At 72.0% G+C, this 24,508-nt stretch carries 26 protein-coding genes, 1 tRNA gene and 1 pseudogene; 13 read left to right on the top strand and 15 right to left on the bottom strand.

Going from position 1 to position 24,508, the window contains the following annotated elements:
- Positions 1 to 14: 14 nt before the first annotated feature.
- The 3 genes and pseudogenes from ABZ078_RS11465 to ABZ078_RS11455 all read left to right on the top strand — a co-directional run bounded on the left by ABZ078_RS11465 (position 15) and on the right by ABZ078_RS11455 (position 2,946).
- Entirely contained in the window at positions 15 to 785 is a 771-nt protein-coding gene (locus ABZ078_RS11465) for an SDR family oxidoreductase (protein ID WP_356574030.1), read from the top strand.
- Positions 782 to 2,302 (top strand): annotated as a pseudogene (locus ABZ078_RS11460) (AMP-binding protein); the annotation flags it as partial. The gene ABZ078_RS11465 and the pseudogene ABZ078_RS11460, both read left to right, overlap by 4 nt.
- 50 nt (positions 2,303 to 2,352) lie before the next feature.
- Positions 2,353 to 2,946, top strand: coding sequence for a TetR/AcrR family transcriptional regulator (locus ABZ078_RS11455; RefSeq protein ID WP_356574028.1), 594 nt, complete (start codon positions 2,353 to 2,355; stop codon positions 2,944 to 2,946).
- Between the two features lie 122 nt (positions 2,947 to 3,068).
- Here the strand turns inward: ABZ078_RS11455 and ABZ078_RS11450 are convergent, their stop codons facing one another.
- The 3 genes from ABZ078_RS11450 to ABZ078_RS11440 form a co-directional block, all read right to left on the bottom strand.
- Entirely contained in the window at positions 3,069 to 4,283 is a 1,215-nt protein-coding gene (locus ABZ078_RS11450) for an acyl-CoA dehydrogenase family protein (protein WP_356574026.1), read from the bottom strand.
- Between the two features lie 6 nt (positions 4,284 to 4,289).
- Positions 4,290 to 5,321, bottom strand: coding sequence for a phosphotransferase family protein (locus tag ABZ078_RS11445; RefSeq protein WP_356574024.1), 1,032 nt, complete (start codon positions 5,319 to 5,321; stop codon positions 4,290 to 4,292).
- Positions 5,322 to 5,476: 155 nt separating this feature from the next.
- Complete coding sequence (locus tag ABZ078_RS11440; RefSeq protein ID WP_356574022.1) at positions 5,477 to 5,773, bottom strand: hypothetical protein; 297 nt, start codon at positions 5,771 to 5,773, stop codon at positions 5,477 to 5,479.
- A gap of 130 nt (positions 5,774 to 5,903) precedes the next feature.
- Here ABZ078_RS11440 and ABZ078_RS11435 point away from each other — a divergent pair, with 130 nt between their 5' ends.
- Positions 5,904 to 6,881 carry an NADP-dependent oxidoreductase gene (locus tag ABZ078_RS11435; RefSeq protein WP_356574020.1) on the top strand — a complete coding sequence of 326 codons (978 nt, stop codon included), beginning with the start codon at positions 5,904 to 5,906 and terminating at the stop codon, positions 6,879 to 6,881.
- A gap of 139 nt (positions 6,882 to 7,020) precedes the next feature.
- Here ABZ078_RS11435 and ABZ078_RS11430 read toward each other — a convergent pair whose 3' ends face one another.
- From ABZ078_RS11430 to ABZ078_RS11415, 4 genes are read right to left on the bottom strand one after another with little or no spacing between them, the layout of a single operon-like run.
- A complete protein-coding gene (locus ABZ078_RS11430; protein ID WP_356574018.1) occupies positions 7,021 to 7,323 on the bottom strand; it encodes a DUF202 domain-containing protein in 303 nt (100 codons plus the stop codon).
- 59 nt (positions 7,324 to 7,382) lie between these two features.
- A complete protein-coding gene (locus ABZ078_RS11425) occupies positions 7,383 to 7,775 on the bottom strand; it encodes a DUF202 domain-containing protein (RefSeq protein ID WP_356574016.1) in 393 nt (130 codons plus the stop codon).
- A 58-nt stretch (positions 7,776 to 7,833) separates the two neighbouring features.
- The gene (locus ABZ078_RS11420; protein ID WP_356574014.1) at positions 7,834 to 8,349 is read right to left on the bottom strand and encodes an NUDIX domain-containing protein; all 516 of its coding nucleotides are present in this window, start codon (positions 8,347 to 8,349) and stop codon (positions 7,834 to 7,836) included.
- Between the two features lie 53 nt (positions 8,350 to 8,402).
- Positions 8,403 to 9,332, bottom strand: a complete 930-nt coding sequence (locus tag ABZ078_RS11415; RefSeq protein ID WP_356574012.1) for a DMT family transporter — start codon at positions 9,330 to 9,332, stop codon at positions 8,403 to 8,405.
- A 308-nt stretch (positions 9,333 to 9,640) separates the two neighbouring features.
- On the opposite strand from ABZ078_RS11415, the gene ABZ078_RS11410 reads away from it, so the two are divergent.
- From ABZ078_RS11410 to ABZ078_RS11395, 4 genes are all read left to right on the top strand, one after another.
- Entirely contained in the window at positions 9,641 to 10,594 is a 954-nt protein-coding gene (locus tag ABZ078_RS11410) for a hypothetical protein (RefSeq protein ID WP_356574010.1), read from the top strand.
- A gap of 36 nt (positions 10,595 to 10,630) precedes the next feature.
- Complete coding sequence (locus ABZ078_RS11405) at positions 10,631 to 12,178, top strand: APC family permease (RefSeq protein WP_356574008.1); 1,548 nt, start codon at positions 10,631 to 10,633, stop codon at positions 12,176 to 12,178.
- Positions 12,179 to 12,363: 185 nt separating this feature from the next.
- Complete coding sequence (locus ABZ078_RS11400; protein ID WP_356574244.1) at positions 12,364 to 13,101, top strand: molybdopterin-dependent oxidoreductase; 738 nt, start codon at positions 12,364 to 12,366, stop codon at positions 13,099 to 13,101.
- Positions 13,085 to 13,708: a cytochrome b/b6 domain-containing protein gene (locus ABZ078_RS11395; RefSeq protein WP_356574006.1), complete on the top strand. Its 624-nt coding sequence runs from the start codon at positions 13,085 to 13,087 to the stop codon at positions 13,706 to 13,708. Before ABZ078_RS11400 ends, ABZ078_RS11395 begins: the two co-directional genes overlap by 17 nt.
- A 56-nt stretch (positions 13,709 to 13,764) precedes the next feature.
- Here the strand turns inward: ABZ078_RS11395 and ABZ078_RS11390 are convergent, their stop codons facing one another.
- The 5 genes from ABZ078_RS11390 to ABZ078_RS11370 all read right to left on the bottom strand — a co-directional run bounded on the left by ABZ078_RS11390 (position 13,765) and on the right by ABZ078_RS11370 (position 19,141).
- Entirely contained in the window at positions 13,765 to 15,084 is a 1,320-nt protein-coding gene (locus ABZ078_RS11390) for a hypothetical protein (RefSeq protein WP_356574004.1), read from the bottom strand.
- A gap of 261 nt (positions 15,085 to 15,345) precedes the next feature.
- Complete coding sequence (locus tag ABZ078_RS11385; RefSeq protein ID WP_356574002.1) at positions 15,346 to 16,371, bottom strand: L-idonate 5-dehydrogenase; 1,026 nt, start codon at positions 16,369 to 16,371, stop codon at positions 15,346 to 15,348.
- Between the two features lie 14 nt (positions 16,372 to 16,385).
- The gene (locus tag ABZ078_RS11380; RefSeq protein ID WP_356574000.1) at positions 16,386 to 17,159 is read right to left on the bottom strand and encodes an SDR family oxidoreductase; all 774 of its coding nucleotides are present in this window, start codon (positions 17,157 to 17,159) and stop codon (positions 16,386 to 16,388) included.
- 10 nt (positions 17,160 to 17,169) lie between these two features.
- Positions 17,170 to 18,567: a gluconate:H+ symporter gene (locus tag ABZ078_RS11375; RefSeq protein ID WP_356573998.1), complete on the bottom strand. Its 1,398-nt coding sequence runs from the start codon at positions 18,565 to 18,567 to the stop codon at positions 17,170 to 17,172.
- 55 nt (positions 18,568 to 18,622) lie between these two features.
- Entirely contained in the window at positions 18,623 to 19,141 is a 519-nt protein-coding gene (locus tag ABZ078_RS11370) for a gluconokinase (RefSeq protein WP_356573996.1), read from the bottom strand.
- A 137-nt stretch (positions 19,142 to 19,278) separates the two neighbouring features.
- Between ABZ078_RS11370 and ABZ078_RS11365 the strand changes: the two genes are divergently transcribed.
- Complete coding sequence (locus ABZ078_RS11365; protein ID WP_356573994.1) at positions 19,279 to 19,980, top strand: FadR/GntR family transcriptional regulator; 702 nt, start codon at positions 19,279 to 19,281, stop codon at positions 19,978 to 19,980.
- Between the two features lie 3 nt (positions 19,981 to 19,983).
- Here the strand turns inward: ABZ078_RS11365 and ABZ078_RS11360 are convergent, their stop codons facing one another.
- Together ABZ078_RS11360 and ABZ078_RS11355 are read right to left on the bottom strand one after the other, a co-directional pair.
- A complete protein-coding gene (locus ABZ078_RS11360; protein ID WP_356573992.1) occupies positions 19,984 to 20,361 on the bottom strand; it encodes a YchJ family metal-binding protein in 378 nt (125 codons plus the stop codon).
- 79 nt (positions 20,362 to 20,440) lie between these two features.
- Positions 20,441 to 20,525, bottom strand: a tRNA-Leu gene (locus ABZ078_RS11355).
- A gap of 191 nt (positions 20,526 to 20,716) precedes the next feature.
- Between ABZ078_RS11355 and ABZ078_RS11350 the strand changes: the two genes are divergently transcribed.
- The 3 genes from ABZ078_RS11350 (at position 20,717) to ABZ078_RS11340 (ending at position 23,430) form a co-directional block, all read left to right on the top strand.
- Positions 20,717 to 22,042: a M20/M25/M40 family metallo-hydrolase gene (locus tag ABZ078_RS11350; protein ID WP_356573990.1), complete on the top strand. Its 1,326-nt coding sequence runs from the start codon at positions 20,717 to 20,719 to the stop codon at positions 22,040 to 22,042.
- A 157-nt stretch (positions 22,043 to 22,199) separates the two neighbouring features.
- A complete protein-coding gene (gene chpH / locus ABZ078_RS11345) occupies positions 22,200 to 22,433 on the top strand; it encodes a chaplin ChpH (protein WP_280889652.1) in 234 nt (77 codons plus the stop codon).
- 145 nt (positions 22,434 to 22,578) lie between these two features.
- Positions 22,579 to 23,430, top strand: a complete 852-nt coding sequence (locus ABZ078_RS11340) for a chaplin family protein (protein WP_356573988.1) — start codon at positions 22,579 to 22,581, stop codon at positions 23,428 to 23,430.
- A 106-nt stretch (positions 23,431 to 23,536) separates the two neighbouring features.
- Here ABZ078_RS11340 and ABZ078_RS11335 read toward each other — a convergent pair whose 3' ends face one another.
- On the bottom strand, positions 23,537 to 23,725 hold the full coding sequence (locus ABZ078_RS11335; protein WP_356573986.1) for a DUF5703 family protein: 189 nt from the start codon (positions 23,723 to 23,725) through the stop codon (positions 23,537 to 23,539).
- Positions 23,726 to 23,772: 47 nt separating this feature from the next.
- On the opposite strand from ABZ078_RS11335, the gene ABZ078_RS11330 reads away from it, so the two are divergent.
- The gene (locus tag ABZ078_RS11330) at positions 23,773 to 24,489 is read left to right on the top strand and encodes a hypothetical protein (RefSeq protein WP_356573984.1); all 717 of its coding nucleotides are present in this window, start codon (positions 23,773 to 23,775) and stop codon (positions 24,487 to 24,489) included.
- The last annotated feature ends 19 nt before the right edge of the window (positions 24,490 to 24,508 follow it).

Here is a 24,508-nt window from a genome sequence, read left to right as displayed (position 1 = left end):
GTCGAAGGAGACCGATGGTGGAAGCCGTTCAGGGTGCCGGAGTCGTCGTTACCGGGGCTGGAGGTGGCATCGGCGCGGCCCTTGCCCGGCGCTTCGCCGCCGAGGGAGCCCGCGTCGTCGTCAACGACCTGGATGCCGGGAAGGCCGAGGCGGTCGCCGGCGAGATCGGAGGCATCGCGGTTCCCGGCGACGCCTCCGCCGTCGTCGCCGACGCCCGGGACGCGCTCGGTGGCACGGTCGACGTCTACTGCGCCAACGCCGGCGTCGCCTTCGAGGGCGGGGAGGCCGGATCGCTCGACGAGAGGGCCTGGTCGCTGTCCTGGGACGTCAACGTCATGGCACACGCGCGTGCCGCCGACGCACTCCTCCCGGCCTGGCTGGAGCGGGGCAGCGGCCGGTTCGTCTCCACCGTCTCCGCCGCCGGGCTGCTCACCATGATCGGCGCGGCGCCCTACGCCGTCACCAAGCACGGCGCCTACGCCTTCGCCGAGTACCTGTCACTGACGTACCGCCACCGCGGGATCAAGGTGCACGCCATCTGTCCCCAGGGCGTGCGCACGGACATGCTGGACGCCACCGGCAGCGCGGGGGACCTGGTGCTGAAGCCCACCGCCATCGCGCCGGACGACGTGGCGGACGCCCTGTTCAAGGGCATGGCGGAGGACCGCTTCCTGATCCTGCCGCACCCCGAGGTCGCCGGGTACTACCAGGCGCGGGCCGCCGCCCCCGACCGCTGGCTGACCAGCATGAACCACATCCAGCGGAAGTGGGAGGCGAGCCGGTGACCGCCGCCCCCGCCTCCCGTTACGCGGCCAAGCCCTGGCTGGCGCTGCTCAGCGACGCCCAGCGCGCTCCGATCACCCCCGTCGCCTCCCTCGTGCACGCCCTGCGCCGGGCCGTCGCCGAGACCCCGGAGCGCGCCTTCCTCGCCTCCTTCGACGGCCGCCTGACCTACCGCGAGGTCGACGAGCTCAGCGACTCCGTCGCCGGGCACCTCGCCGCCCGCGGCCTGGAGCGCGGCGACCGGGTGGCGATCCTGCTCCAGAACTCCCCGCACTTCGTGCTCGCCCTGCTGGGCGCCTGGAAGGCGGGGGCGACCGTCGTGCCCGTCAACCCGATGTACAAGTCGGGTGAGGTCACGCACGTCCTGCCGGACGGCGACGTGGCCGCGCTGATCTGCTCCGACCGGGTCTGGGAGTCGTATCTGCGCGAGACGGCCGCCGAGTCGCCGGTCCGGATCGTGCTCACCGGCTGCGAGCTGGATTTCCAGATACGCCACGACGCGCGCGTGCTGACCTTCGAGCGGCTCCCGCAGGCCGACGACACCGACGACCTCACGACCGTCGCCCGCGCCGGCCACAAGGCGCCCGAGGGCCGAGACCCGGCCCCTTCCGACATCGCGCTGATCAGCCACACCTCCGGCACCAGCGGTACCCCCAAGGGCGCCACCAACACGCACGGCGACATCATGTACAACGCCGAGCGACAGCGGACCGGTCTGGAACTGCCCGAGGCCCCCGCCTACTTCGCGCTCGCGCCCCTGTTCCACATCACGGGCGTGGTCTGCCAGCTCGGCGCCTGCCTCGACAGCGCGGGCACGCTCGTGCTCGCCCACCGCTTCGAGGCGGGCGTCGTCCTGGACGCGTTCGCCGAGCACGGGCCGCACCACACCGTCGGCCCGTCGACCGCCTTCATGGCGCTGGCCGCCCACCCGGCCGCGACCCGCGACCACTTCGCCTCCTTCCGGATGCCGTCGACCCGGTCTCCGGCACGCTCGCCGTGGGCCCGCCGGGTCCCGAGACGGTCGTACGGATCGTCGACGACGAGGGCCAGGAGGTCCCCTTCGGCGAGCAGGGCGAGATCCTCGTGCGCGGTCCGCAGGTCGTCCCCGGCTACTGGCGGCGCCCCGACGCCACCGCCGAGACCTTCCCGGACGGTGAGCTGCGCACCGGCGACATCGGCTTCATGGACGAACAGGGCTGGCTGTACGTCGTCGACCGCAAGAAGGACATGATCAACGCGTCCGGCTTCAAGGTGTGGCCGCGAGGTCGAGGACGTGCTCTACACGCATCCGGCGGTGCGCCAGGCGGCCGTCGTCGGGGCGCCCGACGGGTACCGCGGGGAGACCGTCAAGGCGTACATCAGCCTCCGTCCGGGTGCGGAAACGGACCCCGGCGCACTCGCCGCGTACTGCGGGGAGAGACTGGCCGCCTACAAATATCCGCGTCAGGTGGAGATCCTGCCCGACTTGCCCAAGACGGCGAGTGGGAAGATCCTCCGTCGGGAACTTCGTTCCCGCCAGTACGACGGCTGGACAACAGGAAGACATCTCGGAAGGCAGGTGGCGGCACAGTGGCCAGGACGACGGACGGAGACGGCACGCCCGTCCCGCAGCGGCTGCTCGCCGCCGCCACCCGGCTCTTCGCCGAGCAGGGCTACGACCGCACCTCGGTGCAGGAGATCGTAGAGGCGGCCGGCGTCACCAAGGGCGCGCTGTACCACTACTTCGGCTCCAAGGACGACCTCCTGCACGAGGTGTACGCGCGCGTGCTGCGCGTTCAGCAGGAGCGGCTGGACGCGTTCGCGGACGCCGACGAGCCGATCGAGCAGCGGCTCCGAGGCGCCGCCGCCGACGTCGTCGTCACGACGATCGAGAACCTCGACGACGCGATGATCTTCTTCCGGTCCATGCACCATCTGAGCCCGGAGAAGAACAAGCAGGTACGCGCCGAGCGGCGCCGCTACCACGAACGCTTCCGCGCGCTCATCGAGGAGGGCCAGGAGGCGGGTGTCTTCTCGAAGGCGACCCCGGCCGACCTGGTCGTCGACTACCACTTCGGGTCCGTGCACCATCTGTCGACCTGGTACCGGCCGGACGGTCCGATGAGCCCCCAGGAGGTCGCCGACCATCTGGCGGACCTGCTGCTGCGGGCGCTGCGACCGTAGGAGCCCGAGAGGTCGGGCCTCGTCCAAGGGGCAGAGCCCCCTGGCTGGGGTCGAAGGGGACGAGCCCCTTCAGGATGGGACGGGTAGGGCGGCGGGGGCGAGACACCCCCGCCGCGACGCAGTCACAGGTGCCGCTTCAGCTCCCGCCGCGCCAGCGACCGCTGGTGCACCTCGTCCGGCCCGTCGGCGATCATCAGCGTCCGCGCGCCGGCGTACAGCTCGGCCAGCGGGAAGTCCTGGCTGACACCTCCCGCGCCGTGCAACTGGATCGCCCGGTCGATGATGTCCACCACCGCGCGAGGCGTGGCGATCTTGATGGCCTGGATCTCGGTGTGGGCGCCCCTGTTGCCGGCGGTGTCCATCAGCCAGGCCGTCTTCAGCACCAGCAGCCGCAGCTGCTCGACCGTCACACGCGCGTCGGCGATCCAGTTGTGCACCACGCCCTGCTGGGCCAGCGCCTTGCCGAACGCCGTACGGGACACGGCCCGCCTGCACATCAGCTCGATCGCCCGCTCCGCCATGCCGATCAGCCGCATGCAGTGGTGGATCCGGCCGGGACCGAGCCGCGCCTGCGCGATGGCGAAGCCGCCGCCCTCCTCGCCGATCAGGTTGGACACCGGCACGCGCGCGTGGTCGAAGATCACCTCGGCGTGGCCGCCGTGGTAGTGGTCCTCGTAGCCGAAGACCCGCATGGCGCGCTTGACCGTGACGCCCGGCGTGTCGCGGGGGACCAGGACCATGGACTGCTGACGGCGGATGTCCGCGCCGTCCGGGTCCGTTTTGCCCATCACGATGAAGATCTTGCAGTCCGGGTTCATCGCCCCGGAGATGTACCACTTGCGGCCCGTGATGACGTACTCGTCACCGTCCCGCTCGATGTGCGTGGTGATGTTCGTGGCGTCGGAGGAGGCCACCTCCGGCTCGGTCATCGCGAACGCCGAGCGGATCTCACCGGCCAGCAGCGGCTCCAGCCACTGCTTCTTCTGCTGCTCGTCGCCGAACTGGGACAGCACCTCCATGTTCCCGGTGTCGGGCGCGGCGCAGTTCGTCGCGGTGGGCGCGAGCTGCGGGGAGCGGCCGGTGATCTCGGCGAGCGGGGCGTACTGGAGGTTGGTCAGCCCGGCACCGTACTCGGCGTCAGGGAGGAAGAGGTTCCACAGGCCCTGCCTGCGCGCCTCCGCCTTCAGCTCCTCGACCACGGCCGGGGTGTCCCACGGGGACGCCAGCGCGGCCCGCTGCTCCTCCGCCACCGCCTCCGCCGGGTAGACGTACTCGTCCATGAAGGCGAGCAGCTTGGCGCGCAGCTCCTCGGTGCGTACGTCGAACGCGAAGTCCATGTGCCGTCAGCCTTCCTGAAGGGTGGTCAGACCGTGCTGGATGAAGACGGGGACCAGGTCGCCGATGCGGTCGAAGCCGCGGCCGACCGTCTGGCCCAGCGTGTAGCGGTAGTGGATGCCCTCCAGGATCACGGCGAGCTTGAACCAGGCGAACGCCGTGTACCAGGAGACGGCGCGGACGTCGCGCCCCGAGCGCGCGGCGTACCGCTCGATCAGCTCGGCCGGGTCCGGGTGGCCCGGAGCCTCGGCGGTGGTGGAGACGGGGGAGTCCGGCATGCCCAGCGGCATGCTGTACATCACCAGCAGGCCCAGGTCGGTGAGCGGGTCGCCGAGCGTGGACATCTCCCAGTCGAGGATGGCCCTGATCCGGTCGTCGTCACCGATCAGGACGTTGTCCAGCCGGTAGTCGCCGTGCACCACGGCCGGGGCGGGGGAGGCGGGCAGCCGCCGTCCGAGCGTCGCGTGCAGCTCGTCGATGCCGGCCAGCTCGCGGTTGCGGGAGGCGTCCAGCTGCTTGCCCCAGCGGCGGAGCTGGCGGTCCAGGAACCCCTCGGGGCGGCCGAAGTCGTCCAGGCCCACCGACGCCGGGTCCACCGCGTGCAGTTCGACGAGCGTGTCCACCAGCGCCAGGACCGCGCCCCGGGTGCGCTCGGGGCCGAGCGGGGCCAGCTCGTCGGCGGTGCGGTACGGGGTGCCCTCGACGAACTCCATGACGTAGAACGGCGCCCCGAGCACCGCCCCGTTATCGGGGTTCTCGCACAGCAGCACCGGCCGCGGCACGGGCACGTTCGTCGGGTGCAGCGCGCTGATGACGCGGTGCTCACGCTTCATGTCGTGCGCCGTGGCGAGGACGTGGCCGAGCGGCGGACGCCGTACGACCCACTTCGACGTGCCGTCGGTGACCGCGTAGGTGAGGTTCGACCGTCCGCCCTCGATCAGCCGGCCGGTCAGCGGGCCCTGCGCCAGACCGGGCCGCTCGCGCTCGAACAGGCCGCGCAGCCGGTCGAGGTCGAGGCCGGGCGGATGGTCGGGGCTCATACGTCGCTCCTGAAGGCAGGTGAACGGGACCTGACTCATGATGCCGACCAGTCGGTATGTCGTCCAGTGGGGGAGCCGAACGTGATCCGGGCCACGATAAGCCGACAGCTCCCCGCGCGCAGCGCCGGGGAGCTGTCGGTGGTGCCTTCTCGGCCTCAGTGGTCGTCCCAGTGCCCGTCGTGGGCGGCGTGCCGGTGGCCGTCGTGGACGTAGTCGACATGGTCGCCGTGCAGAACGCTCTCGTGTCCGCAGTCGGCGCCGTGCTGATGGGTGTGGCTCTCGTGGGCGACGTGCCCTTCCGCCTCGCACTCGTCCCAGTGGCCACTGTGCTCGCGGTGCAGGTGGCCGTCGTGGGCGTAGTCGGTGTGATCGCCGTGCGGCACCGCGGTGTGGCCGCAGTCGGGGCCGTGGGCGTGCGTGTGGGAGAGATGTTCCAGGTGCTGGGTGGTCATGGTGCTCACCTTCAAAGGTGGGGTGATGTTCAAAGGTGGGGGTGACGACGCCCCACAGGCTGCCACGCGAACGACGCCTATCGGGTCATTCGACTTGCGTGGCGTCCTTCCACCCCAGAGCGTCTGACCCATGAAGGGCATCAGCTACTCACGCTACGGCGGGCCCGAGGTGCTCGCATACGGTGACGTGCGGGACCCGCGGGTCGGCCCCGACCACGTGCTGGTCAAGGTGCGGGCGGCGGCCGTCAACCCGGTCGACTGGAAGTGCCGCGAGGGCTACATGGACCGGATGCTCGAGCCGCTCTTCCCGGTGGTGCCGGGCTGGGACGTCTCGGGGGTCGTGGTCCAACCGGGGGTGTCGGTCACGGAGTTCGGCGTCGGCGACGAGGTCATCGGCTACGTCCGCGAGGACCTCCTGACGCACGGCACCTTCGCCGAGTACGTCGCGGCGCCCGTGCGCACCCTCGCGCGCAAGCCCCGCAACCTCACCTGGGAGGAGGCGGCAGGTCTGCCCCTGGTGGGCCTGACGGCGTATCAGGTGCTGATCAAGGTGCTCCAGGTCCGGCGCGGCGAGACCGTCCTCGTGCACGCCGCGGCCGGCGGGGTGGGCTCCATGGCCGTGCAGCTCGCCCGCCATCTGGGTGCCCGGGTCATCGGCACGGCGAGCGCGCACAACCACGACTTCGTACGCGCCCTCGGCGGCGAGCCGGTCGAGTACGGCGACGGCCTGGTGGAGCGGGTGCGGGGGCTGGCGCCCGAGGGTGTGAGCGCGGCGTTCGACACGGTGGGCGGCGACTCGCTGAAGGCCTCGGCCAACCTTCTGGCCCCCGAGGGCCGCCTGGTGTCGATCGCGGACCCGGACGCCTTCGACTACGGGGGCCGCTACTACTTCGTCCGACCGGACCCGCAGGACCTGCTCCGGCTGTCCGAGCTGGCGGAGCAGGGAGTGGTGTCCGTCCACGTCTCGGAGACGTTCCCGCTGGAGCGGGCGGCGGACGCGCATCGGCTCAACCAGGAGGGGCGTACGCGGGGCAAGATCGTGGTGACAGTGGAGTGGGAGTCGGAGGAGGGGGTGGCGCCGGAGGGGTTGTGGCAAGGGGCTGAGTAAGGGCGTGGACCGGCTGTCTCCAGGGCGTGTCGGTGTGCGGTCCTGTCATGGAGACCGGCCGACGATCGCCGTCCGGAGCAGCGGTCGCGAGTCGATCGTCGCCGGGGCGATCAGTACGGCCCTCGGCGACCGGGCGTCCTCAAAAGATCAGGGCGGCCGCGCACACGGCCAGGGCCACGGTGAGCAGGGTCGTGGCCGTTGCGTGCCGGGGGGCGAGTGCCGCGGGCTCGGACGACGCGGCGAGGACACGGATACGGCGGTGGGCCAGAGCCAGGAAGCCCAGCCACAGCGCCAAGCACAGGGCGCAGACGGCCATGCCGGCCACCGAGGCCCCGCCGTGCAGCGCGGTCTTCATGGCGAGTACGGCGGCCACGGTGCCGGAGAGCGTCGTACGGCGCCACGCGAGGCGGGTCCGCTCGGGCTGCAGCCCGGGGTCCCGCACGGGCTCCGCGACCTCCCCCGGTCTCGACCATGCTCGACCGGGGGGACCCCCATCGGCGCTCACCCCTCCCACCCGACGAGCACGACGACGACCATCGCGACGGCCACGACCGCGACCGCGAGGCTGAGCACCGCCGGGAACCGCGACACCGGCAGGTCCTCGCCCCGGCGCATCGCCCGCTCGCAGCGCACCCAGTGATTGACCGCGCGCAGGGAACACAGCACGCCCGCCGCGAGCAGCGCGAGCGCCAGCCCGACCCGCCAGCCCCAGCGCAGATCCGGCAGGAACTGGTCCACCGCGAAACCGCCGCCGATGAGCGCGAGCGCGGTGCGCAGCCAGGCCAGGAAGGTGCGCTCGTTCGCCAGCGAGAACCGGTAGTCGGGGGTGCCGCCCTCCTGCCGGACCCGCTGCGGTTCGAACCACAGACGGACGTTTCGTACGAACTCGATCACATGCACGACCCTATCCGGGAGGTCGTCCGGGGGGCTTGGCCGGCGGTCCTCGGGTGGATCAGTCGGCAGCCCGGTGGGTCCGGAGCCGCTCGTACGCCGCCAGTCCGTCCGGCACCCAGGCCCACTGCGTCAGCCGCCGCTCCACCTCGGCCTCGGGGAGGAAGTCGTGCCAGGCGACCTCCTCCCGCTGCGGGCTCACGGGCAGCTCGCAGCGCACCTCGTACACCGCCGACCACCAGGTCTGCCCGGCGCCGTCGTCATACAGGAACTTGAACAGGAAGGAGGGCCGGGGCAGCCCGCTCACGCCGAGCTCCTCCTCGGCCTCGCGCAGCGCCGCGTCGTCGTACGACTCGCCCGCGCCGACGACGCCGCCGACGAACATGTCGTACCGCGAGGGGAACACCAGCTTGGTCGGGGTGCGGCGGTGCACGAAGAGGCGGCCCTGCGCGTCCCGGGCCTCGATGAAGACGCAGCGGTGGCGCAGGCCCTTGGCGTAGGCCACGCCGCGTGGGGACCGTCCGATGACCCGGTCCTGTTCGTCGACGATGTCGAGGATCTCGTCAGCAGCGCTCATGGGGCCATCCAAGCAGGCTGCCTCGCGGCGGGCGGCGGGCACCGGAATCCAGGTCACCGCGTCGGCAGAGCCGCAGCCGCAGCCGCCCGTGTCGCGAGCTGTGTCTGTGCCGGCGTCCGTGCCTGCGTCGCCCCGCACGGCATCGCCGGATGCAACCCGAGCAGGATGATGCCCACCACGATGCCGGCGAGCCCCGCGGCCTCCCATGCCAGCGCGCCCGCGTCGGCGCGCAGCCGGTCGCCGAGGAAGCCCACACCGCACGCGATGCCGGCCAGCGGCTGGGCCGCGGTCAGGGCGGGCAGGGACATGCGCAGGGAGGCGGTCTCGAACGCGCTCTGCACCAGGATCAGCCCGGTGAGACCGAGCGCCACCACGGCGTACGGCTGCCAGCCCGTCAGCACCTCCGCGAGGCCGCCCTCGGCGAAACGCTGGCCCGTCACCCGGGTCAGCGCGTCCTGCACGCCGTACAGCAGGCCCGCGGCCGCCGCCAGCAGCGCCGGGCCGGAGCTGAGCCGAGAGCGCTTGGCGTACGCCGTGAACAGCAGGGCCAGTCCGACCATGACGCCGATGATCAGCCACTGCCGGAACGGGTCCTCGGGTGCCGTACCGCCGCGGGGTTCTCCGGCGACGATGAACGTCGTCACGCCGCCCGCGAGCAGCGCGAGGCCCGCCCAGCCCTGGCGGCCCAGCGGCTGCTTGGTCTGGCGGCGCGAGAGCGCGAGCGCGAACAGCAGGTTCGTCGCCAGCAACGGCTCCACCAGCGAGACCTCGCCCTGGCCCAGCGCCATCGCGCCGAGGGCCATGCCGACCACCATGAGCCCGATGCCGCCCAGCCAGCGCGGCACCTTCATCAGGTCGAGCAGGATCCGCGGCGAGAGGAAGTCGTTCAGCGGGGCCCGCTGGGCCGCGTTCTGCTGCAGTACGAAGCCGAAGCCCAGGCAGCACGCAGCGGTGACGGCGAGTATCAGGATCTGGAGCGACACGCTGCGTACCTCGATCATCCTGCCGGGCGTTCGGGGGGTGCGTAAGGGCCGACTGTAGCGGCCCCGAGCCCGGCGTGCGCGTCCCGCAATCCTGCGCCGCGGTTCCCCGGCGGCGCCATGACGTACGCCACACAGTCTGAACAAATCCGACATTGCGGGCAGGTTGAATGTCGCAACCGTCCCACTGGTAACAGGAGTTGACGCGTGTAACGCGTCAGCGGCCCTTGACGTGAACTGTTGGCTGCGGCTTTGCTGTGCGTGATCGCTTGATGACAGTCCACACTCTGCCCCCTACAGAACTCAAAACGGTGCCCCCACCACCCCCGCCCCCACTCGGCCGCGGCCGGAAGCGCGCAGCTCACGCCTTCGACGCGGCCCTCGACGACGCCGAGCTCGCCGCGGCCCGCGCCGCGCTGGCCCAGGGCAGGTGGCAGATCGCCCGCTCGCTGCTCGCCAGGACCGGCGACGACTGGGACCGCAGAGGGCACCGCGTCACCGTCCTCGCCCAGGAGCCGTACTGCGCCCCCTGGACCCGCGACTGGCTGCTCGCCGAGCCCGACTCCGCCGACGCCGCCGTCCTGCTCGCCCTCGCCAAGGTCCAGCGGGCACTGCGCGGCAAGGAGAAACCCGTCCGCGCCCGCGAGTCCTGCCACGCCGCCGCCGCGCTCGCGCCCGCCGACCCCACCCCCTGGCTCGGTCTGCTCATGCTGGAGAGCGCCCTGGGCGCCGAGGCGGAGGTGCGCCGCCACTTCGGCGAGGTCCGCGCCCGCCACCCCGACCACCACCACGCCCACCACCTGATGGTCGCCCGGCTCGCCGAACACCGCTCCGGCGTCGGCGCCGACCCGCTCCACGAGGTCTACGACTTCGCCGGCGAGGCCGCCGAGCGGGCCCCGGCCGACTCCCCGCTCGCCATCCTCCCGGTCATCGCCCACGCCGAGCGCTACCGCGTCCTCGCGGCGGCGGGCCACGAACCCCCCGACGCGGCCGCCGCCGCGCACTGGACCGGCCGCCGGGCCCGGCAGGTGATGCGGGCCGCCTTCGACTGGTGGCTGGAGTGGGAGCAGGAAGGCCACCCGCGCCGCCTGGTCGACCTGAACTACCTCGCCCACGCCAAGGTCTGCGAGGGCCGGGGCGCCGAGGCGGCCGCCCTGTTCCACCGCATCGGCCGGCACGCCACCCCGTCGCCGTGGTCGTACCCGGACCGCGATCCGTACTCCGCCTTCCGTGCCGCGCGCGGCATCGCGCTCGGCACGGCGTAACGCCCCCAACCGCAGTCGACCCAAGGACGGTCCCCGATGACCACGGGCAGTTCCCGCACGAGCAGAGCCACGACCGGCAGTGGCGGCATCAGTACGTTCAAGGGGCAGGACCGCGCCCTGCGCGCCGACCGGCTGGGCACGACGGGCCTGCTGCTGTCCGTGCTCGCCGCCACGGCACCCCTGATGGTCGTCGCGGGTGTCATGCCCACGACTTTCGGGGTGATGGGTGTCCTCGGCCAGCCGCTGCTGTTCGTGATCCTCGGCCTCGTCCTCGCCCTCTTCAGCGTCGGTTACGCCGAGATGAGCCGGCACGTCCACAACGCCGGCGCCTTCTACGCGTACATCTCCCGCGGCCTCGGCGGCACGGCCGGCGCCGGCGCCGCGATGGTCGCGCTCGTCGCCTACAACGCCCTCCAGGTCGGCATCTACGGCATCTTCGGCTTCGAGGTCTCCGGACTGTTCGCCACCTACATGGAGGTGCAGGTCGCCTGGTGGATACCGGCGCTCCTGGCCGTGCTCCTCGTCGGAGCCCTCGGCTGGCTGAAGATCGACCTCAACGCGCGCGTGCTCGGCGTGCTGCTGCTCATCGAGGTCGCCCTCGTGGTCGTCTTCGACGTCGCCGCCATCGCCGACCCCGCCAAGGAGGGCCTGTCGCTGCACGCCTTCGACCCCGACACCCTCACCGGCGCGGGCATCGGCACCGCCCTGTGCTTCTGCGTCGCCGCCTTCCTCGGGTTCGAGCAGGCCCCCGTCTACGCCGAGGAGACCAGCCGCCCGCATGTCCTCGTGCCTCGCGTGATGTTCCTGGCCGTCGGCGGCATCGCGGTGTTCTACACGATCAGCTGCTGGGCGTACACCGTCGCCGCCGGCCCCTCGGCCATCGTCGGCACCGCGCAGGAGCAGAGCGCCGGCCTGCTGTTCTTCCTCACCGAGGACCTGCTCGGCCCCGGCTTCACCGACGTCCTGCACGTGCTGTTCGTGACCGGCATGTTCGCCGCGATGCTCAGCTTCCACAACGTCGTCGCCCGCTACGCCTTCGCCATGGGCCGCGAGGGCCTGCTGCCCGGCGCCTTCGGCCGCACCAGCGGCGCGAGCGGCGCCCCCGGCACGGGATCGCTGCTCCAGACCGTGATCGCGCTCGTGGTGGTCGCCCTCTTCGCGCTCACCGACGACAAGCCGACCGGGGATCCGACCGCACCGGTCCTGCACCTGTTCACCTGGATGGGCAGCCTCGGCGCGCTGGGCGTCACCGTCCTGATGGCCGCCGCCTCCGCCTCGGTGATCGTCTTCTTCGTGCGCCGGGGTGCCGCCGCCGCCCAGTTCTGGCGGCTGGCCGCCTCCGGGCTCGCCGTCCTCGCGCTGGCCTTCATCGTCGTCTACACCGTCAAGGACTTCGGCGTCCTGATCGGGGCGGGCCCGGACTCGTCCCTGAGCTGGGCGCTGCCCGCCGTCATCGCCCTCGCCCTGGCCGCCGGCCTGGCCCAGGGCCTGCTGCTGCGCTCGCGCACCCCCGAGAAGCACGCTCGGATCGGGCTCGGCAACGAGGCGTTCCAGCTGGAGAAGGCGGCGACGGAGACGCCGTAACCGACGGACCACGTCCGAGTGCCGCCGTGCGTGGTTACGGAACCCTGACGAGCACCCGCGTTCCCTGGTCCCGCCGGGGTCGCGGGTGTTCGAATGAACGGGTGAACCCCGAACAGCCCGAAGAACAGGGCGGAGTACGGCCCGAGGAACAGGGCGGAGTACGGCCCGAGGAACAGGGCGGAGAACTGGGTGTCGACCAGGGCGGAGTCGAGGGCGAGGAGAAGGGCAGGCCGATCGGCCGCCGCGTCCTCCTCGGCACCCTCGGCCTGGGCGCCCTCGGCGTGGTCACCGCGCCCACCCTGCAACGCGGCCTGGAGTCCTTCCTCGCCGGCGCGTCCGACAAGGACCCCACCGGCCTGACGGACCTGCTGCCCAACGGCGGCGGCTTCCGCTACTACTCGGTCACCTCCTCCGTACCCCGCAGGACGGCCGCCACCTACCGCCTCACGATCGACGGCCTGGTGGACCGTCCCCGCACCTACACACTGGCCGAGCTGCGCGCCCTGCCGCAGACCCGGATGGTGCGCGACGTCCAGTGCGTGACCGGCTGGCGGGTGCCCGAGACGCCGTTCGAAGGGGTGCGCCTGTCCCGGCTCCTGGACGCCGCGGGCGTGCGCCAGGAGGCCGGCGCGGTGCGCTTCACCTGCTTCGACGGCGCGTACACCGAGAGCCTCACCCTCGACCAGGCCCGCCGCGCCGACGTCCTCGTGGCCCTGCGCATGCGGGACAAGGACCTCAGCCACGCCCACGGCGGTCCCGCCCGCCTCTACGTCGCGCCCATGTACTTCTACAAGTCCGCCAAGTGGCTCTCCGGCATCACCGTCACCAAGGACGTGCGGCCCGGCTACTGGGAGGAACGGGGCTACGACATCGACGCCTGGGTCGGCCGCTCGAACGGACGCGACGATGAGCCTACGAGTTGAGGCACCCGCCGGCGCCGTGCGCGTACGGCGCTTCAGCCGGGCCGAGCGCTGGGTGCACCGTACGACGGCCGCGCTGATGGGCGTGTGCGTCGTCACGGCGGCCTGCCTGTACGTCCCGCAGCTCGCCGAACTCGTCGGCCGCCGCGAGCTGGTGGTCCGCGTCCACGAGTGGTCCGGCCTCGCGCTGCCGGTGCCCGTCCTGGCCGGCCTCGCCTCCCGCGCGTTCCGCGCCGACCTGGGCTTCCTCAACCGCTTCGGCCCGCACGACCGCGTCTGGCTGCGCGCCGCCCTGCGCCGTGACAAGCGGCCCGCGTCCCGTCCTGCGGGCAAGTTCAACGCCGGGCAGAAGGTCTACGCGGCCTGGATCGCCGGCGCGACGCTGGTGATGCTCGGCACCGGCCTCATCATGTGGTTCACCCATCTCACGCCCCTGGTGTGGCGCACCAGCGCGACCTTCGTCCACGACTGGCTGGCCCTCACCATCGGCATCGTCCTCGCGGGCCACATCGGCATGGCGCTCCGCGATCCGGAGGCCCGCCGGGGCATGCGGACGGGATCGGTCAGCCGGGGCTGGGCGAAACGGGAGCATCCACTGTGGCGGCCATGAGATGACGCGCGGGGCCGAGCGATGACGCGGATTGGCCGTGGGCGGTACCGGCGTGGTCAGCGGTGGCGCGGGTGGCCGTGGGGTGGCAGCGGGGTCTTGTGCGGTGACGTGACCGGGGCTTGGCGCGGCCCCGGCCCGGTGAGCAGTGGTGACCGTGCTTCCCCGAAGGCCGGCAGTGACGTCGTGAGTGTCGTGAGTGGTGACGCCGGTTCGTTGTCGGGCGGTAGCGGCGCGGTGGGCGCCGACGCGGATTGGCCGTGGGCCGGCATCGGCGCCGCGAGCGAGGACAGTGATCCGCCGTCGGCCGACATCGATGCGCCCAGCGGGGACGCCGTTTCGCCGGGCGTCCCCGTATCCGTGCTCGGCTCCTGCACCACGTCGGGGGCGGTGACGGTGAGGGCGGCGGGCAGGTGGACCTCCGTGCCCGCGTGGTGGACGGCGATGTCGGCCGGGCCCGGCTCCAGCGCCGGTACGACGACCGACAGCACCAGGCGGTCACCCGACTCCGACTTCAGGACGGGCGCCCCGGGCACCTGGAGTCCGCCGATGTTCACGCTCGCGGACCGCACCAGCTCGGCGTGGTCGAGGTAGGTGTCCGCCAGCTCGATCGTGATCGTGTCACCCGGCCGGACCTCGCCGTCGCCGCCCGTGTCGACCCCGGCGATCCGGTAGCCGCAGGCCGGCGTGGCGCCCGTCGTCGCCGCGAGCCGCACCTGGGTGCCCGGATGGCGGCGGTGGAAGTCCAGCAGTCCGCCCAGCACGGCGTAGGCGGCGCGCCCCTTGCAGGTGTCGACGCGGCCGGCGAGGGCCGAGTGGTCCGCGGTCACCGACTCCCAGTCGCCGCCCCCGCCCTGCACCGCCAGGCAGGCGGTGGCCAGCGCGCGCAGCAACCGCCACTCCTCGTCCGCCGACCCCTGGGGGATCACACCGAGCGCGGACCGGCAGTGGGACGGGGTGCGCAACCGGTCGTAGACGACGGCGGGGTCGGGGAGGCCATCGGTGTCGGGCGAGTCGGGCCCGGGCGGGAGCCAGGGCGGGGCCTGGAGGACGACGGTGCTGCCGGCGCTCGGGGAGGGGGCGGGCAAGGCGCTCGGACTCGCGCTCGCCGCGCCGCTCGGGGAGGCGCTCGGCGTGTCCGCGGGCGCGAGCCCGCTCAACTGCCCGTTCGGCGAGGACCGTACGGGTGGCGCGGAGCGATCCGCGGCGCCGGTCGGCAGCCCCCGGGGACCACCCGAGGGCCCCGCGATCACGACCGTGTCCCCGCCGCCCCGTCCGCCCGCCGTGCCGTCCCCGTCAGTGGTGAAGGCCGCGGCGGCCACCGCCACCGCCCCGACGACGAGCAGCCCCGAGATACGCATCCCGAGGGAAACCGCCATGACGCCCCCCGATGTCCATGCCCTCGAGGCAGCGGCAGCCTCCGAGGGTCACCTCATCATCGGGCCGACCGCGCCCGTACGGAAGCCGCTTTCTGCGATCGTCGGTGTGAGTTCGGCCTCCGAACGCCGCGGCCCCGCACATACCGGCGGGCGCCCCGGGCCCTCAAGTACCGGAGCCCGGCGGCACGTCGATGCGCGCGACGCCCCACGAGGCAGCGCGTCGCACGTGCGTCGGCGGCGCCGCCCGCGGAACCCGTGGCGTCAGCCCGCGAAGTCCAGCAGCACCTTGCACGAGCGGCTCCGGTCGGCGGCGAGCGCGAACGCCGACTCGGCCTCCGCGACCGGCACCACCGCGCTGACCAAGCCGTCGAACGACGCCTCGGCGGCGAGCAGTTCCAGCGCGTCGTCGAACTCCGCGTCGAAGCGGAAGGCGCCGCGCAGCTCGATCTCCCGGCTCACCACGAGGTTCCCCGCGAAGGGACTGCGCCCCGCCGGCAGCATCCCGAGCTGCACCACGACACCCCCGCGCCGCACGAGCCGCAGACAGGTGTCCAGCCCGGCCGCGACGCCCGACGCCTCGACGGCCACATCCACCTCGGAAGGCCACCCGGCATCGTCCGGATCGTCGGCCCGTACGAGGGTGTCGGCGCCGACGGCATGCGCGTACCGCAGGGCAGCGGGCAGCAGGTCCGTCGCCGTCACACGCGCCGCGCCGGCCGCCTTGGCCGCCGCGACCACCAGACAGCCGATGGGCCCGGCGCCGGTGACGAGGACGTGCCTGCCGGCCACGTCCCCGGCCCGCCGCACCGCGTGCAGCGCGACGGACAGCGGCTCGGCCAGCGCCGCCCGCCGCGGGCCCAGCCCGGCCGGAAGCGGCCGCAACTGGCCTGCGGGGACGGCCACTCGGGCGGCGAACCCGCCCTGCACATGCGGGAAGCGGGCCGCGCTGCCGAGGTAGCGGGTGTCCCGGCAGACGTTGCGCCGCCCGTCCGCGCACTCGGGACAGACCTCGCACGCGGTGGCGGGATGCACCGCGACGGCCGTACCGGGCGCGGGACCTGTCCCCGCCTCACCGTAGGAGACGACGGTGCCGACCACCTCGTGCCCGAGCACCATCGGCTCCCTCAGCCGGAAGTCCCCGACCCCGCCGTGCCGCCAGTAGTGCAGGTCGGAGCCGCAGACCCCGCCGTAACGGACGGCGACGAGGGCCTGCCCGGGACCCGGTTCCGGGACCGGCACCTCCTCGACGCGCAGGTCCCCCTGCCCGTGGATCACACAACCGAGCATCCCCGCGGCCCCTTTCACAGCACGCTCGTCATGCCGCCGTCGACGTACAGCACCTGCCCGCCGACGAAGTCCGCGGCCGGGGAGGCGAGGAACAGCACCCCGCCCACCAGGTCCTCGGTACGGCCCCAGCGTCCGGCCGGGGTGCGTCGCCGCACCCACGCGCTGAACTCCTCGTCGTCGACCAGGGGTCGGGTGAGCTCGGTCTCGATGTAGCCGGGACCGAGCCCGTTGACCTGGACGCCGTACGGCCCCCAGTCCGCGCACATGCCCTTGGTGAGCATCTTCAGCGCGCCCTTGGTGGCGGCGTAGGGCGCGATGCCGGGACGGACCACCTCGCTCTGCAGCGAACAGATGTTGATGATCTTCCCGTGGCCGCGTTCCGTCATCCGCCGGGCCGCCTCCCGGCCGACCAGGAAGGCACTGGTCAAGTTGGTGTCCAGGATGCGGTGCCAGTCGGAGTCGGTGAACTCCAGGAGCGGGGCGCGCAGTTGCATGCCCGCGTTGTTGACCAGGATGTCGAGCGGGCCCACCCGCTCCTCGACGTCAGCGATCCCGGCGGCCACCGAGGCGCCGTCGGCCACGTCGAACACGGCCGTGCGGACCTCGCCCGGCGGCTCGGTGGCCTTGAGCGCGGCGGCGGCCTCGGTGAGCCGCTCACCGTCGCGGCCGTTGAGCACCACCGTGCAGCCGGCCTCCGCCAGGCCCCGGGCCAGGGCATGTCCGATGCCCCGGCTGGAGCCCGTCACCAGGGCCGTGCGGCCGCTGATGTCGAACAGCGGGTGACTCATCGTCGTACCTCTAGAGGATCAGCGAGAGCAGCAGGACCACACCACCGGCGACCACCGAGATGATCGTCTCCATGACGGACCAGGTCTTGATGTTCTGGCCGACGCTGAGGCCGAAGTACTCCTTCACCATCCAGAACCCGGCGTCGTTGACGTGGCTGAAGAACAGCGAGCCGGCGCCGATGGCGAGGACCAGCAGGGCCGCGTGGGTCGTCGACATGTCGGCCGCGAGCGGGGCGACCAGACCGGCCGCCGAGACCGTGGCCACCGTCGCCGAACCCGTCGCCAGCCGGATCGCCACCGCGATCAGCCACGCGAGCAGCAGCGCCGGGATCGACCAGTCCTCGGAGATGTCGAGGACCATCTGGCCGACGCCCGTGTCGATCAGCGTCTGCTTGAAGCCACCGCCCGCGCCGACGATCAGCAGGATGCCCGCGATGGGCGCGAGGCTCTTCTCGACCAGTGGCGAGACGCGCTCCTTGCCGAAGCCCGCGGGCCTGAGCAGGGTGAAGATGCCGACGAGCACCGAGGCGAGCAGGGCGATCAGCGGGGAGCCGATGACGTCGAAGACGCGCTGGACGGTGTTCTCGGGGTTGTCGATGACGATGTCGACCAGCGCCTTGGAGAGCATCAGGACGACGGGGAGGAGGATCGTGGCCAGCGTGGCCCCGAAGCTGGGCCGCTTCTTCAGGTCGTCGGAGGCGCGCTGAGGGATCATCCGCTCCGGTGCCGGCACGTCCACCCAGCGGGCCGCGTACCGGGAGAACAGCGGACCGGCGATGATGACCGTCGGTATGGCGACGAGGACGCCGAGCGCCAGGGTGACCCCCAGGTTGGCGCCGACCGCGTCGATCGCGACCAGCGGGCCGGGGTGCGGCGGGACCAGGCCGTGCATCACGGACAGGCCGGCGAGGGCGGGGATGCCGATGCGCATCAGCGAGTAGTTGCCGCGCTTGGCGACCATCAGCACCACCGGGATCAGCAGCACGACGCCGACCTCGAAGAACAGCGGCAGACCGATCACCGAGGCGATCAGCACCATCGCCCACGGCATCGAACGGCCGCCGGCCTTGGCGAGGATCGTGTCGACGATCTGGTCGGCGCCGCCGGAGTCGGCGAGCATCTTGCCGAGCATCGCGCCGAGGGCGATCAGCACGCCCACGCCGGCGACCGTGGTGCCGAGCCCGGTGGTGAAGCTGGTGAGGACCTTGTCGAGCGGCGCCCCGGCGATCGCGCCGAGCGCCAGCGAGCCGAGGGTCAGCGACAGGAACGCGTGGAGCTTGAACTGGGTGATGAGCAGGACGATGACGGCGATGCCCGCCAGGACGGCGATGCCCAGTTGAGCGTGGCCGGCCGAGGTGATGGGCTCGACGGTGTCCGCTGCCAGCATCTCGACGCTGAGTCTGGTCACGGGGGTTTCCTTGCAGTACGGGGACGGGGGAGAGGGATGTCAGGCCGCGGGGGCCTCAGGGGGTCGGCTCGAAAAGCGCCGTCAGGGCCGCCACGGCCCGTCCGGTGATCTCCTCGGGGCTGCCCGCGACGTCCACCGCGACGCCCGCCTCGTCCGGCTCCAGCGGCTGGAGCGTGGCGAACTGGGAGTCGAGCAGTGCCGTGGGCATGAAGTGCCCCTGCCGTTGTGACATCCGGTCCTCGATCAGCGCGCGGTCGCCCGAGAGGTGCACGAACACCACGCCCGGCGCGGCAGCCCGCAGCCGGTCGCGGTACGCCCGCTTCAGCGCCGAGCAACTGACCACCCCACCGAGCCCGGCCCGCCCGTCCGCCCAGGCACCGATGGCGTCGAGCCAGGGCCACCTGTCCGCGTCGTCGAGCGGGGTGCCGGCCGACATCTTGTCGATGTTGGCCTGCGGGTGGAAGTCGTCGCCCTCGGCGTACGGGACGCCGAGCCTGGCGGCGAGCAGGGGACCGATGGTGGTCTTGCCGGTGCCCGCGACGCCCATGACCACGACGACATGGGGGGTGTTCATCGCTGCCTCACTGTTTGCTGTCTTCGTCGACACGTGATGTCGACGCAACTGAAGCTCATTAGATACGACGAATTCAAGACCCTGTGACAAATAAGTCTGACTTTTTGTTCGCGTGATCCGCCCCGTACGCTGAGTGCATGAGCACACCGGGCCGGGGGCTGCACGGCCACGTACTGGACACCCTCGGGCCCGCCATCACCGCGGGCGAGTACCCGCCGGGCAGTGTCCTGCGCACGGACGAACTGGCGCAGCGCTTCGACGTCTCGCGCTCGGTGATGCGCGAGGCGGTCCGCGTCCTGGAGTCCATGCACCTGGTCGAGTCCCGGCGCCGCGTGGGCGTGACGGTGCGCCCCGAGTCCGAGTGGAACGTCTACGACCCGCAGGTCATCCGCTGGCGCCTGGCCGGCGCCGACCGCCCCCGGCAACTGCGCTCCCTCACCGTCCTGCGCTCGGCGATCGAGCCGGTGGCGGCGGGCCTGGCCGCGAAGCACGCCACCGCCGACCAGTGCGCCGAACTCACCGAGTGCGCCCTCGGCATGGTCGCCCACTCACGCGGCCACCAACTGGAGGGCTACCTCGTCCACGACATCGCCTTCCACCGCGTCATCCTGAGCGCCTCCGGCAACGAGATGTTCGCGCGCCTGGGCGATGTGGTCGCGGAGGTCCTCGCGGGCCGCACCCACCACGAGGTCATGTTCGAGGACCCCGACCCGGCCGCGGTGACGCTGCACGTCCAGGTCGCGGAGGCGGTCCGCGCGGGCGACGCGGCCCGGGCGGAGCACCTGACCCGCGAGATCACCGTCGGGGCGCTCCAGGAGCTGGACATACTGGCGCCGTAGGCCCTACGGCTGGAGGAACTCCCCGTCGACGTACACCCACGCCCCGTCGACCCGCTCGAACCGGCTCCGCTCATGCAGCGACCCGCCCCGGAACGAGGCCCGGAAGGTCACGGTCCCCGTGGCGTGGAACGCCGAACCGCCCGTCGTCTCCAGGATCTCCAGCCCGGTCCACCGCATCCCCGCATCGAGGTCCAGCCGCGCGGGCCGCGTCCGCGGATGCCAGGTCCGCAGCAGGTACGCCCCGTCTCCCTCGACGAACGCGCTGTACCGCGAGCGCATCAGCGCCTCGGCGGTCGGCGCGGCGGCGGCGCCGCAGTGGTGGCGGCCGCAACACTGGTCGTACGCCCGGGACAGCCCGCACGGGCAAAAACGCGTGGTCATGCCCGCCATTGTGCTGGACGGCCTGCCGCACAACGGCCGAGGGCCGCGACCTCGTGGTCACGGCCCTCGCCATCTCGTGTGTCCGAGGGGGGACTTGAACCCCCACGCCCGATAAAGGGCACTAGCACCTCAAGCTAGCGCGTCTGCCATTCCGCCACCCGGACAAGGTGTCTGTCGTGCGGGGTTTCCCTCGCGGCGACGGAGGAAACATTACCAGGCTTTCGAGAGGTGCCCGATCACCCCCCGTCGTGGTGTGAACGGCGTGTATCGGGTCGCGGCCGGTCTTGGGCCGGGACGGGGGGAGGGGGAGGATGAGGGGGGAACCACCAGCAGCGACAGCGCGGGAGGAAGCAGCGTGAGCGACACGGGCACGGCCAGGGGCGTCACCGGCGAGGACGAGGTCGTGGACCTCTGCCGCGAGCTGATCCAGATCGACACCAGCAACTACGGCGACCACTCCGGTCCCGGTGAGCGCAAGGCGGCCGAGTACGTCGCCGAGAAGCTCGCCGAGGTGGGCCTGGAGCCGAAGATCTTCGAGTCCCACCCGGGCCGCGCCTCCACCGTGGCGCGGATCGAGGGGGAGGACCCGTCCCGGCCCGCGCTGCTCATCCACGGCCACACCGACGTCGTCCCGGCCAACGCCGACGACTGGACCCACCACCCCTTCTCCGGCGAGGTCGCGGACGGGTGCGTGTGGGGGCGCGGGGCCGTCGACATGAAGGACATGGACGCGATGACCCTGGCGGTCGTGCGCGACCGGCTGCGCAGCGGGCGTCGGCCGCCGCGGGACATCGTGCTCGCGTTCCTCGCCGACGAGGAGGCCGGCGGCAAGTTCGGCGCCCGGTTCCTCGTCGACAAGCACCCGGACCTCTTCGAGGGCGTCACCGAGGCGATCAGCGAGGTGGGCGGGTTCTCGTTCACCGTGAGCGAGGAGCGCCGGCTCTATCTGATCCAGACGGCCGAGAAGGGCATGCACTGGATGAAGCTGACGGTGGCCGGCACGGCCGGGCACGGGTCGATGATCCACCGGGACAACGCGATCACCGAACTGTCGGAGGCGGTCGCGCGGCTCGGGCGGCACAAGTTCCCGGTGCGGGTCACCAAGACCACCCGGGCCTTCCTCGACGAACTCGGCGACGCCCTCGGCACCGAGCTCGACCCGGAGAACATGGAGGGCACCCTCGCCAGGCTCGGCGGCATCGCCAAGCTCATCGGCGCGACCCTGAGCAACACGGCCAACCCCACCCAGCTGGGCGCCGGTTACAAGGTCAACGTCATCCCGGGCGAGGCCACCGCCCATGTCGACGGCCGCTTCCTGCCCGGGTTCGAGGAGGAGTTCCTCGCCGACCTCGACAAGATCCTCGGACCGCACGTCCGGCGTGAGGACGTGCACGCCGACAAGGCCGTCGAGACGAGCTTCGACGGGGCGCTCGTGGCGGCGATGCAGTCCGCGCTGGTGGCCGAGGACCCGGCGGCCAAGGCGATCCCCTACATGCTCTCCGGCGGGACCGACGCCAAGTCCTTCGACGACCTGGGCATCCGGGGCTTCGGCTTCGCTCCGCTGAAGCTGCCGCCGGAGCTGGACTTCGCGGGCATGTTCCACGGCGTCGACGAGCGGGTACCGGTGGACGGGCTGAAATTCGGCGTGCGGGTGCTCGACCGGTTCATCGAAGCGTCCTGAAATGGCCCACTGAAACGACACTTCAGCATTCGGGCAGACGTGCTGTCCGTGACCGGGGAGAGTGAACGCGCTCATAAGGTCGTAGCCCTATTAGTTCCTCCTCGTTACAGGTGATGCGATCAGCTACTTGTGATCGCATTGCCAACAAGGAGGAATAATGATCAAGAAGGTCGTCGCTGCTGCGGCTGCCACTGGTGGGCTGGTTCTCGCGGGCGCGGGCCTGGCCGTTGCCGACGCTGGTGCCCAGGGTGCCGCTGTGCACTCCCCGGGTGTCCTGTCGGGCAACGTCGTTCAGGCGCCGGTTCACGTCCCCGTGAACGTCTGCGGCAACACGGTCTCCGTGATCGGGCTGCTGAACCCCGCCTTCGGCAACACCTGCATCAACAAGTGACGTTGTGTCTCGCCCCGTGAAAGGGGCTGAGCCCGTCGGCCCCGGAGCGCGCGCCATGCGCTCCGGGGCCGACCGGCCTTTTCGGAACGTCGGTCGAATACCGACGTCGTCATTTCGGAACAAGGTCGAAGGCAGGGAATCAGCAATGCGACAGGTCACCCGCAAGGGCCTGATGACTGTGGCGGCCGCGACCGGCGTCATCGCCGCCGCAGCCGGCGCCGCCCACGCAACCGGCTCGGGTGCGAACGGCTCCACGTCGAACTCGCCCGGCGCGCTGTCGGGCAACACGGTGCAGGCGCCGGTGGACGTGCCGGTCAACGTCTGCGGCAACACGGTCAACGTCGTCGGGGTACTCAACCCGGCGACCGGAAACAGCTGTGCCAACCAGGGCGGCAGCTCGGCCGGCGGTCACGATGGCTCGGGCGGCGGCTCGGGGTCCTCGTCCGGCGGGCACGCCAGCGACTCGCCCGGCGTCGGCTCCGGCAACCACGTCGAGGTACCGGTCCACGTGCCGGTCAACGTGTGCGGCAACAGCGTCGACATCATCGGCATCGGCAACTCCACCGAGGGCAACGACTGCGCCAACGGAGGCGGGGGCGGGAGCCACACCCCGCCCGGCGGCGGTCACGAGAACCCGCCCGAGTCACCGGAGCAGCCCGGCAACCCCGAGCAGCCGGGCAACCCCGGGGACCCTGGCGATCCTGGAAACCCCGGCAACCCGGGCAACCCCGGAAACCCGGGCAACCCGGGCAACCCGGAGAACCCGGTCGAGCCGACCCACCCCGGATCTCCGAGCACGCCGCCCGGTGCGGGCGGCCAGACGCCGGGCGGTTCGCACGGCAACGACCCGGGCGCCCACTTCGTCACCCAGCCCCAGGGTGACGCGGAGCTCGCCCAGACCGGTACCGACCTGCCGATGGGCCTCGTCCTGCCGGTCGGCGCGGGGGCGCTGCTCGCGGGCGCGGTGCTGTACCGCAAGGCACGGCCCTCGGCGTAAAGCCCGGCCTCCGGCACGACGGAGCGGGCCCCGCATCGGCGGGGCCCGCTCCGGTTCTTCCTTCTCCTGCTGTGTTCCTGTCCCGTTGTCTTCCCGTCGCCTCAGCTCACCACTTGGCCCGCACCTGGCGGATGATCCTGCGGCGCAGCCGCACCTTGCGGCTGCCGTCGCGCAGCAGGCTCAGGCGGTCCAACTCCCAGTGTCCGTACTCCGCATGGTCCGTCAGCAGGCGTGTGGCGTCCTTGCGGGAGACCCCGCGAGGTACGTACACGTCGACAAATTCGTATTCCGGCATCGCATCTATTGTGCGGGCTGGGGCCCGGTACGGATAGCGTCTGCACTATGTCTGATGCTGTGCAGCCCACCGCTGCCGAGGTACGCGCCGCCGCCGAGGCGGTCAAGACCGCGCTCGACCGCCACCTGGCCGCGGTTGAACGCCGGTCGGGTGAGGACGACCCGGCCGTCTACGACGCGTTCAACCAGCTGGCCGCGGCCGCCGAGGTCTATGACGAGCTGCTCTACGACCGCTATGACGAGGTCACGCCCTTCGAGATCCCCGGTGCGGACGACGCGCTGCCGCCGTACAAGGGCCCCGAGGAACCGAACGCGCTGAGCGTGCTGATCCGCCGCGACTACACCGTGGTGGAGCCGCAGCGGCTGATGGCGCAGGCCCAGCGGGTCGAGGCGGCGGACGACGAGGGGGCGGAGGTCTCCGGCAGCGTGCACGGGGCGCTGGGCATCCTGTTCGGCGAGTTCGAGCCGGACGAGATCGCCTCCCGGCACAAGGAGTTCGGCCTGGAGGAGGGCGACTCCACGCTCTGGGTGACCGCCGCGGACGAGTCGGCCGAGCCGGGGGAGTGGCTGGAGACGCCCTTCGAGGGGGTCGACCCGCAGAGTGTGGTCTGCCGGTTCGACGTCAGCGCGGTGTTCGACGACGAACTGGACGATGTCGAGGAGACCGACGAGGACCTCGAGGACGAGCTGGACCCGGACCTGGACGAAGACGAGGACGAAGACGAGGACGAGGACGACCTCGAACCACTGGACGTGGATCGCTGACGCGAGGCGCGGCTGTTCC

Source organism: Streptomyces sp. NPDC006385 (genome assembly GCF_040612485.1).
Classification (GTDB): Bacteria; Actinomycetota; Actinomycetes; order Streptomycetales; family Streptomycetaceae; genus Streptomyces.
Note: the sequence above shows the minus strand (reverse complement) of the source record. Positions and strands in the feature narration are given on the sequence as shown.

Excerpts from the sequence above, each read along its gene's own strand:
- ABZ078_RS11390 (WP_356574004.1), bottom strand. The coding sequence starts at position 15,084 with ATGGCGGTTTCCCTCGGGATGCGTATCTCGGGGCTGCTCGTCGTCGGG.
- ABZ078_RS11365 (WP_356573994.1), top strand. The coding sequence starts at position 19,279 with ATGAGCACACCGGGCCGGGGGCTGCACGGCCACGTACTGGACACCCTC.
- chpH (WP_280889652.1), top strand. The coding sequence starts at position 22,200 with ATGATCAAGAAGGTCGTCGCTGCTGCGGCTGCCACTGGTGGGCTGGTT.
- ABZ078_RS11465 (WP_356574030.1), top strand. The coding sequence starts at position 15 with ATGGTGGAAGCCGTTCAGGGTGCCGGAGTCGTCGTTACCGGGGCTGGA.
- ABZ078_RS11435 (WP_356574020.1), top strand. The coding sequence starts at position 5,904 with ATGAAGGGCATCAGCTACTCACGCTACGGCGGGCCCGAGGTGCTCGCA.
- ABZ078_RS11370 (WP_356573996.1), bottom strand. The coding sequence starts at position 19,141 with ATGAACACCCCCCATGTCGTCGTGGTCATGGGCGTCGCGGGCACCGGC.
- ABZ078_RS11385 (WP_356574002.1), bottom strand. The coding sequence starts at position 16,371 with ATGCTCGGTTGTGTGATCCACGGGCAGGGGGACCTGCGCGTCGAGGAG.
- ABZ078_RS11335 (WP_356573986.1), bottom strand. The coding sequence starts at position 23,725 with ATGCCGGAATACGAATTTGTCGACGTGTACGTACCTCGCGGGGTCTCC.
- ABZ078_RS11360 (WP_356573992.1), bottom strand. The coding sequence starts at position 20,361 with ATGACCACGCGTTTTTGCCCGTGCGGGCTGTCCCGGGCGTACGACCAG.
- ABZ078_RS11330 (WP_356573984.1), top strand. The coding sequence starts at position 23,773 with ATGTCTGATGCTGTGCAGCCCACCGCTGCCGAGGTACGCGCCGCCGCC.
- ABZ078_RS11405 (WP_356574008.1), top strand. The coding sequence starts at position 10,631 with ATGACCACGGGCAGTTCCCGCACGAGCAGAGCCACGACCGGCAGTGGC.
- ABZ078_RS11380 (WP_356574000.1), bottom strand. The coding sequence starts at position 17,159 with ATGAGTCACCCGCTGTTCGACATCAGCGGCCGCACGGCCCTGGTGACG.
- ABZ078_RS11450 (WP_356574026.1), bottom strand. The coding sequence starts at position 4,283 with ATGGACTTCGCGTTCGACGTACGCACCGAGGAGCTGCGCGCCAAGCTG.
- ABZ078_RS11445 (WP_356574024.1), bottom strand. The coding sequence starts at position 5,321 with ATGAGCCCCGACCATCCGCCCGGCCTCGACCTCGACCGGCTGCGCGGC.
- ABZ078_RS11420 (WP_356574014.1), bottom strand. The coding sequence starts at position 8,349 with ATGAGCGCTGCTGACGAGATCCTCGACATCGTCGACGAACAGGACCGG.
- ABZ078_RS11395 (WP_356574006.1), top strand. The coding sequence starts at position 13,085 with ATGAGCCTACGAGTTGAGGCACCCGCCGGCGCCGTGCGCGTACGGCGC.
- ABZ078_RS11440 (WP_356574022.1), bottom strand. The coding sequence starts at position 5,773 with ATGACCACCCAGCACCTGGAACATCTCTCCCACACGCACGCCCACGGC.
- ABZ078_RS11340 (WP_356573988.1), top strand. The coding sequence starts at position 22,579 with ATGCGACAGGTCACCCGCAAGGGCCTGATGACTGTGGCGGCCGCGACC.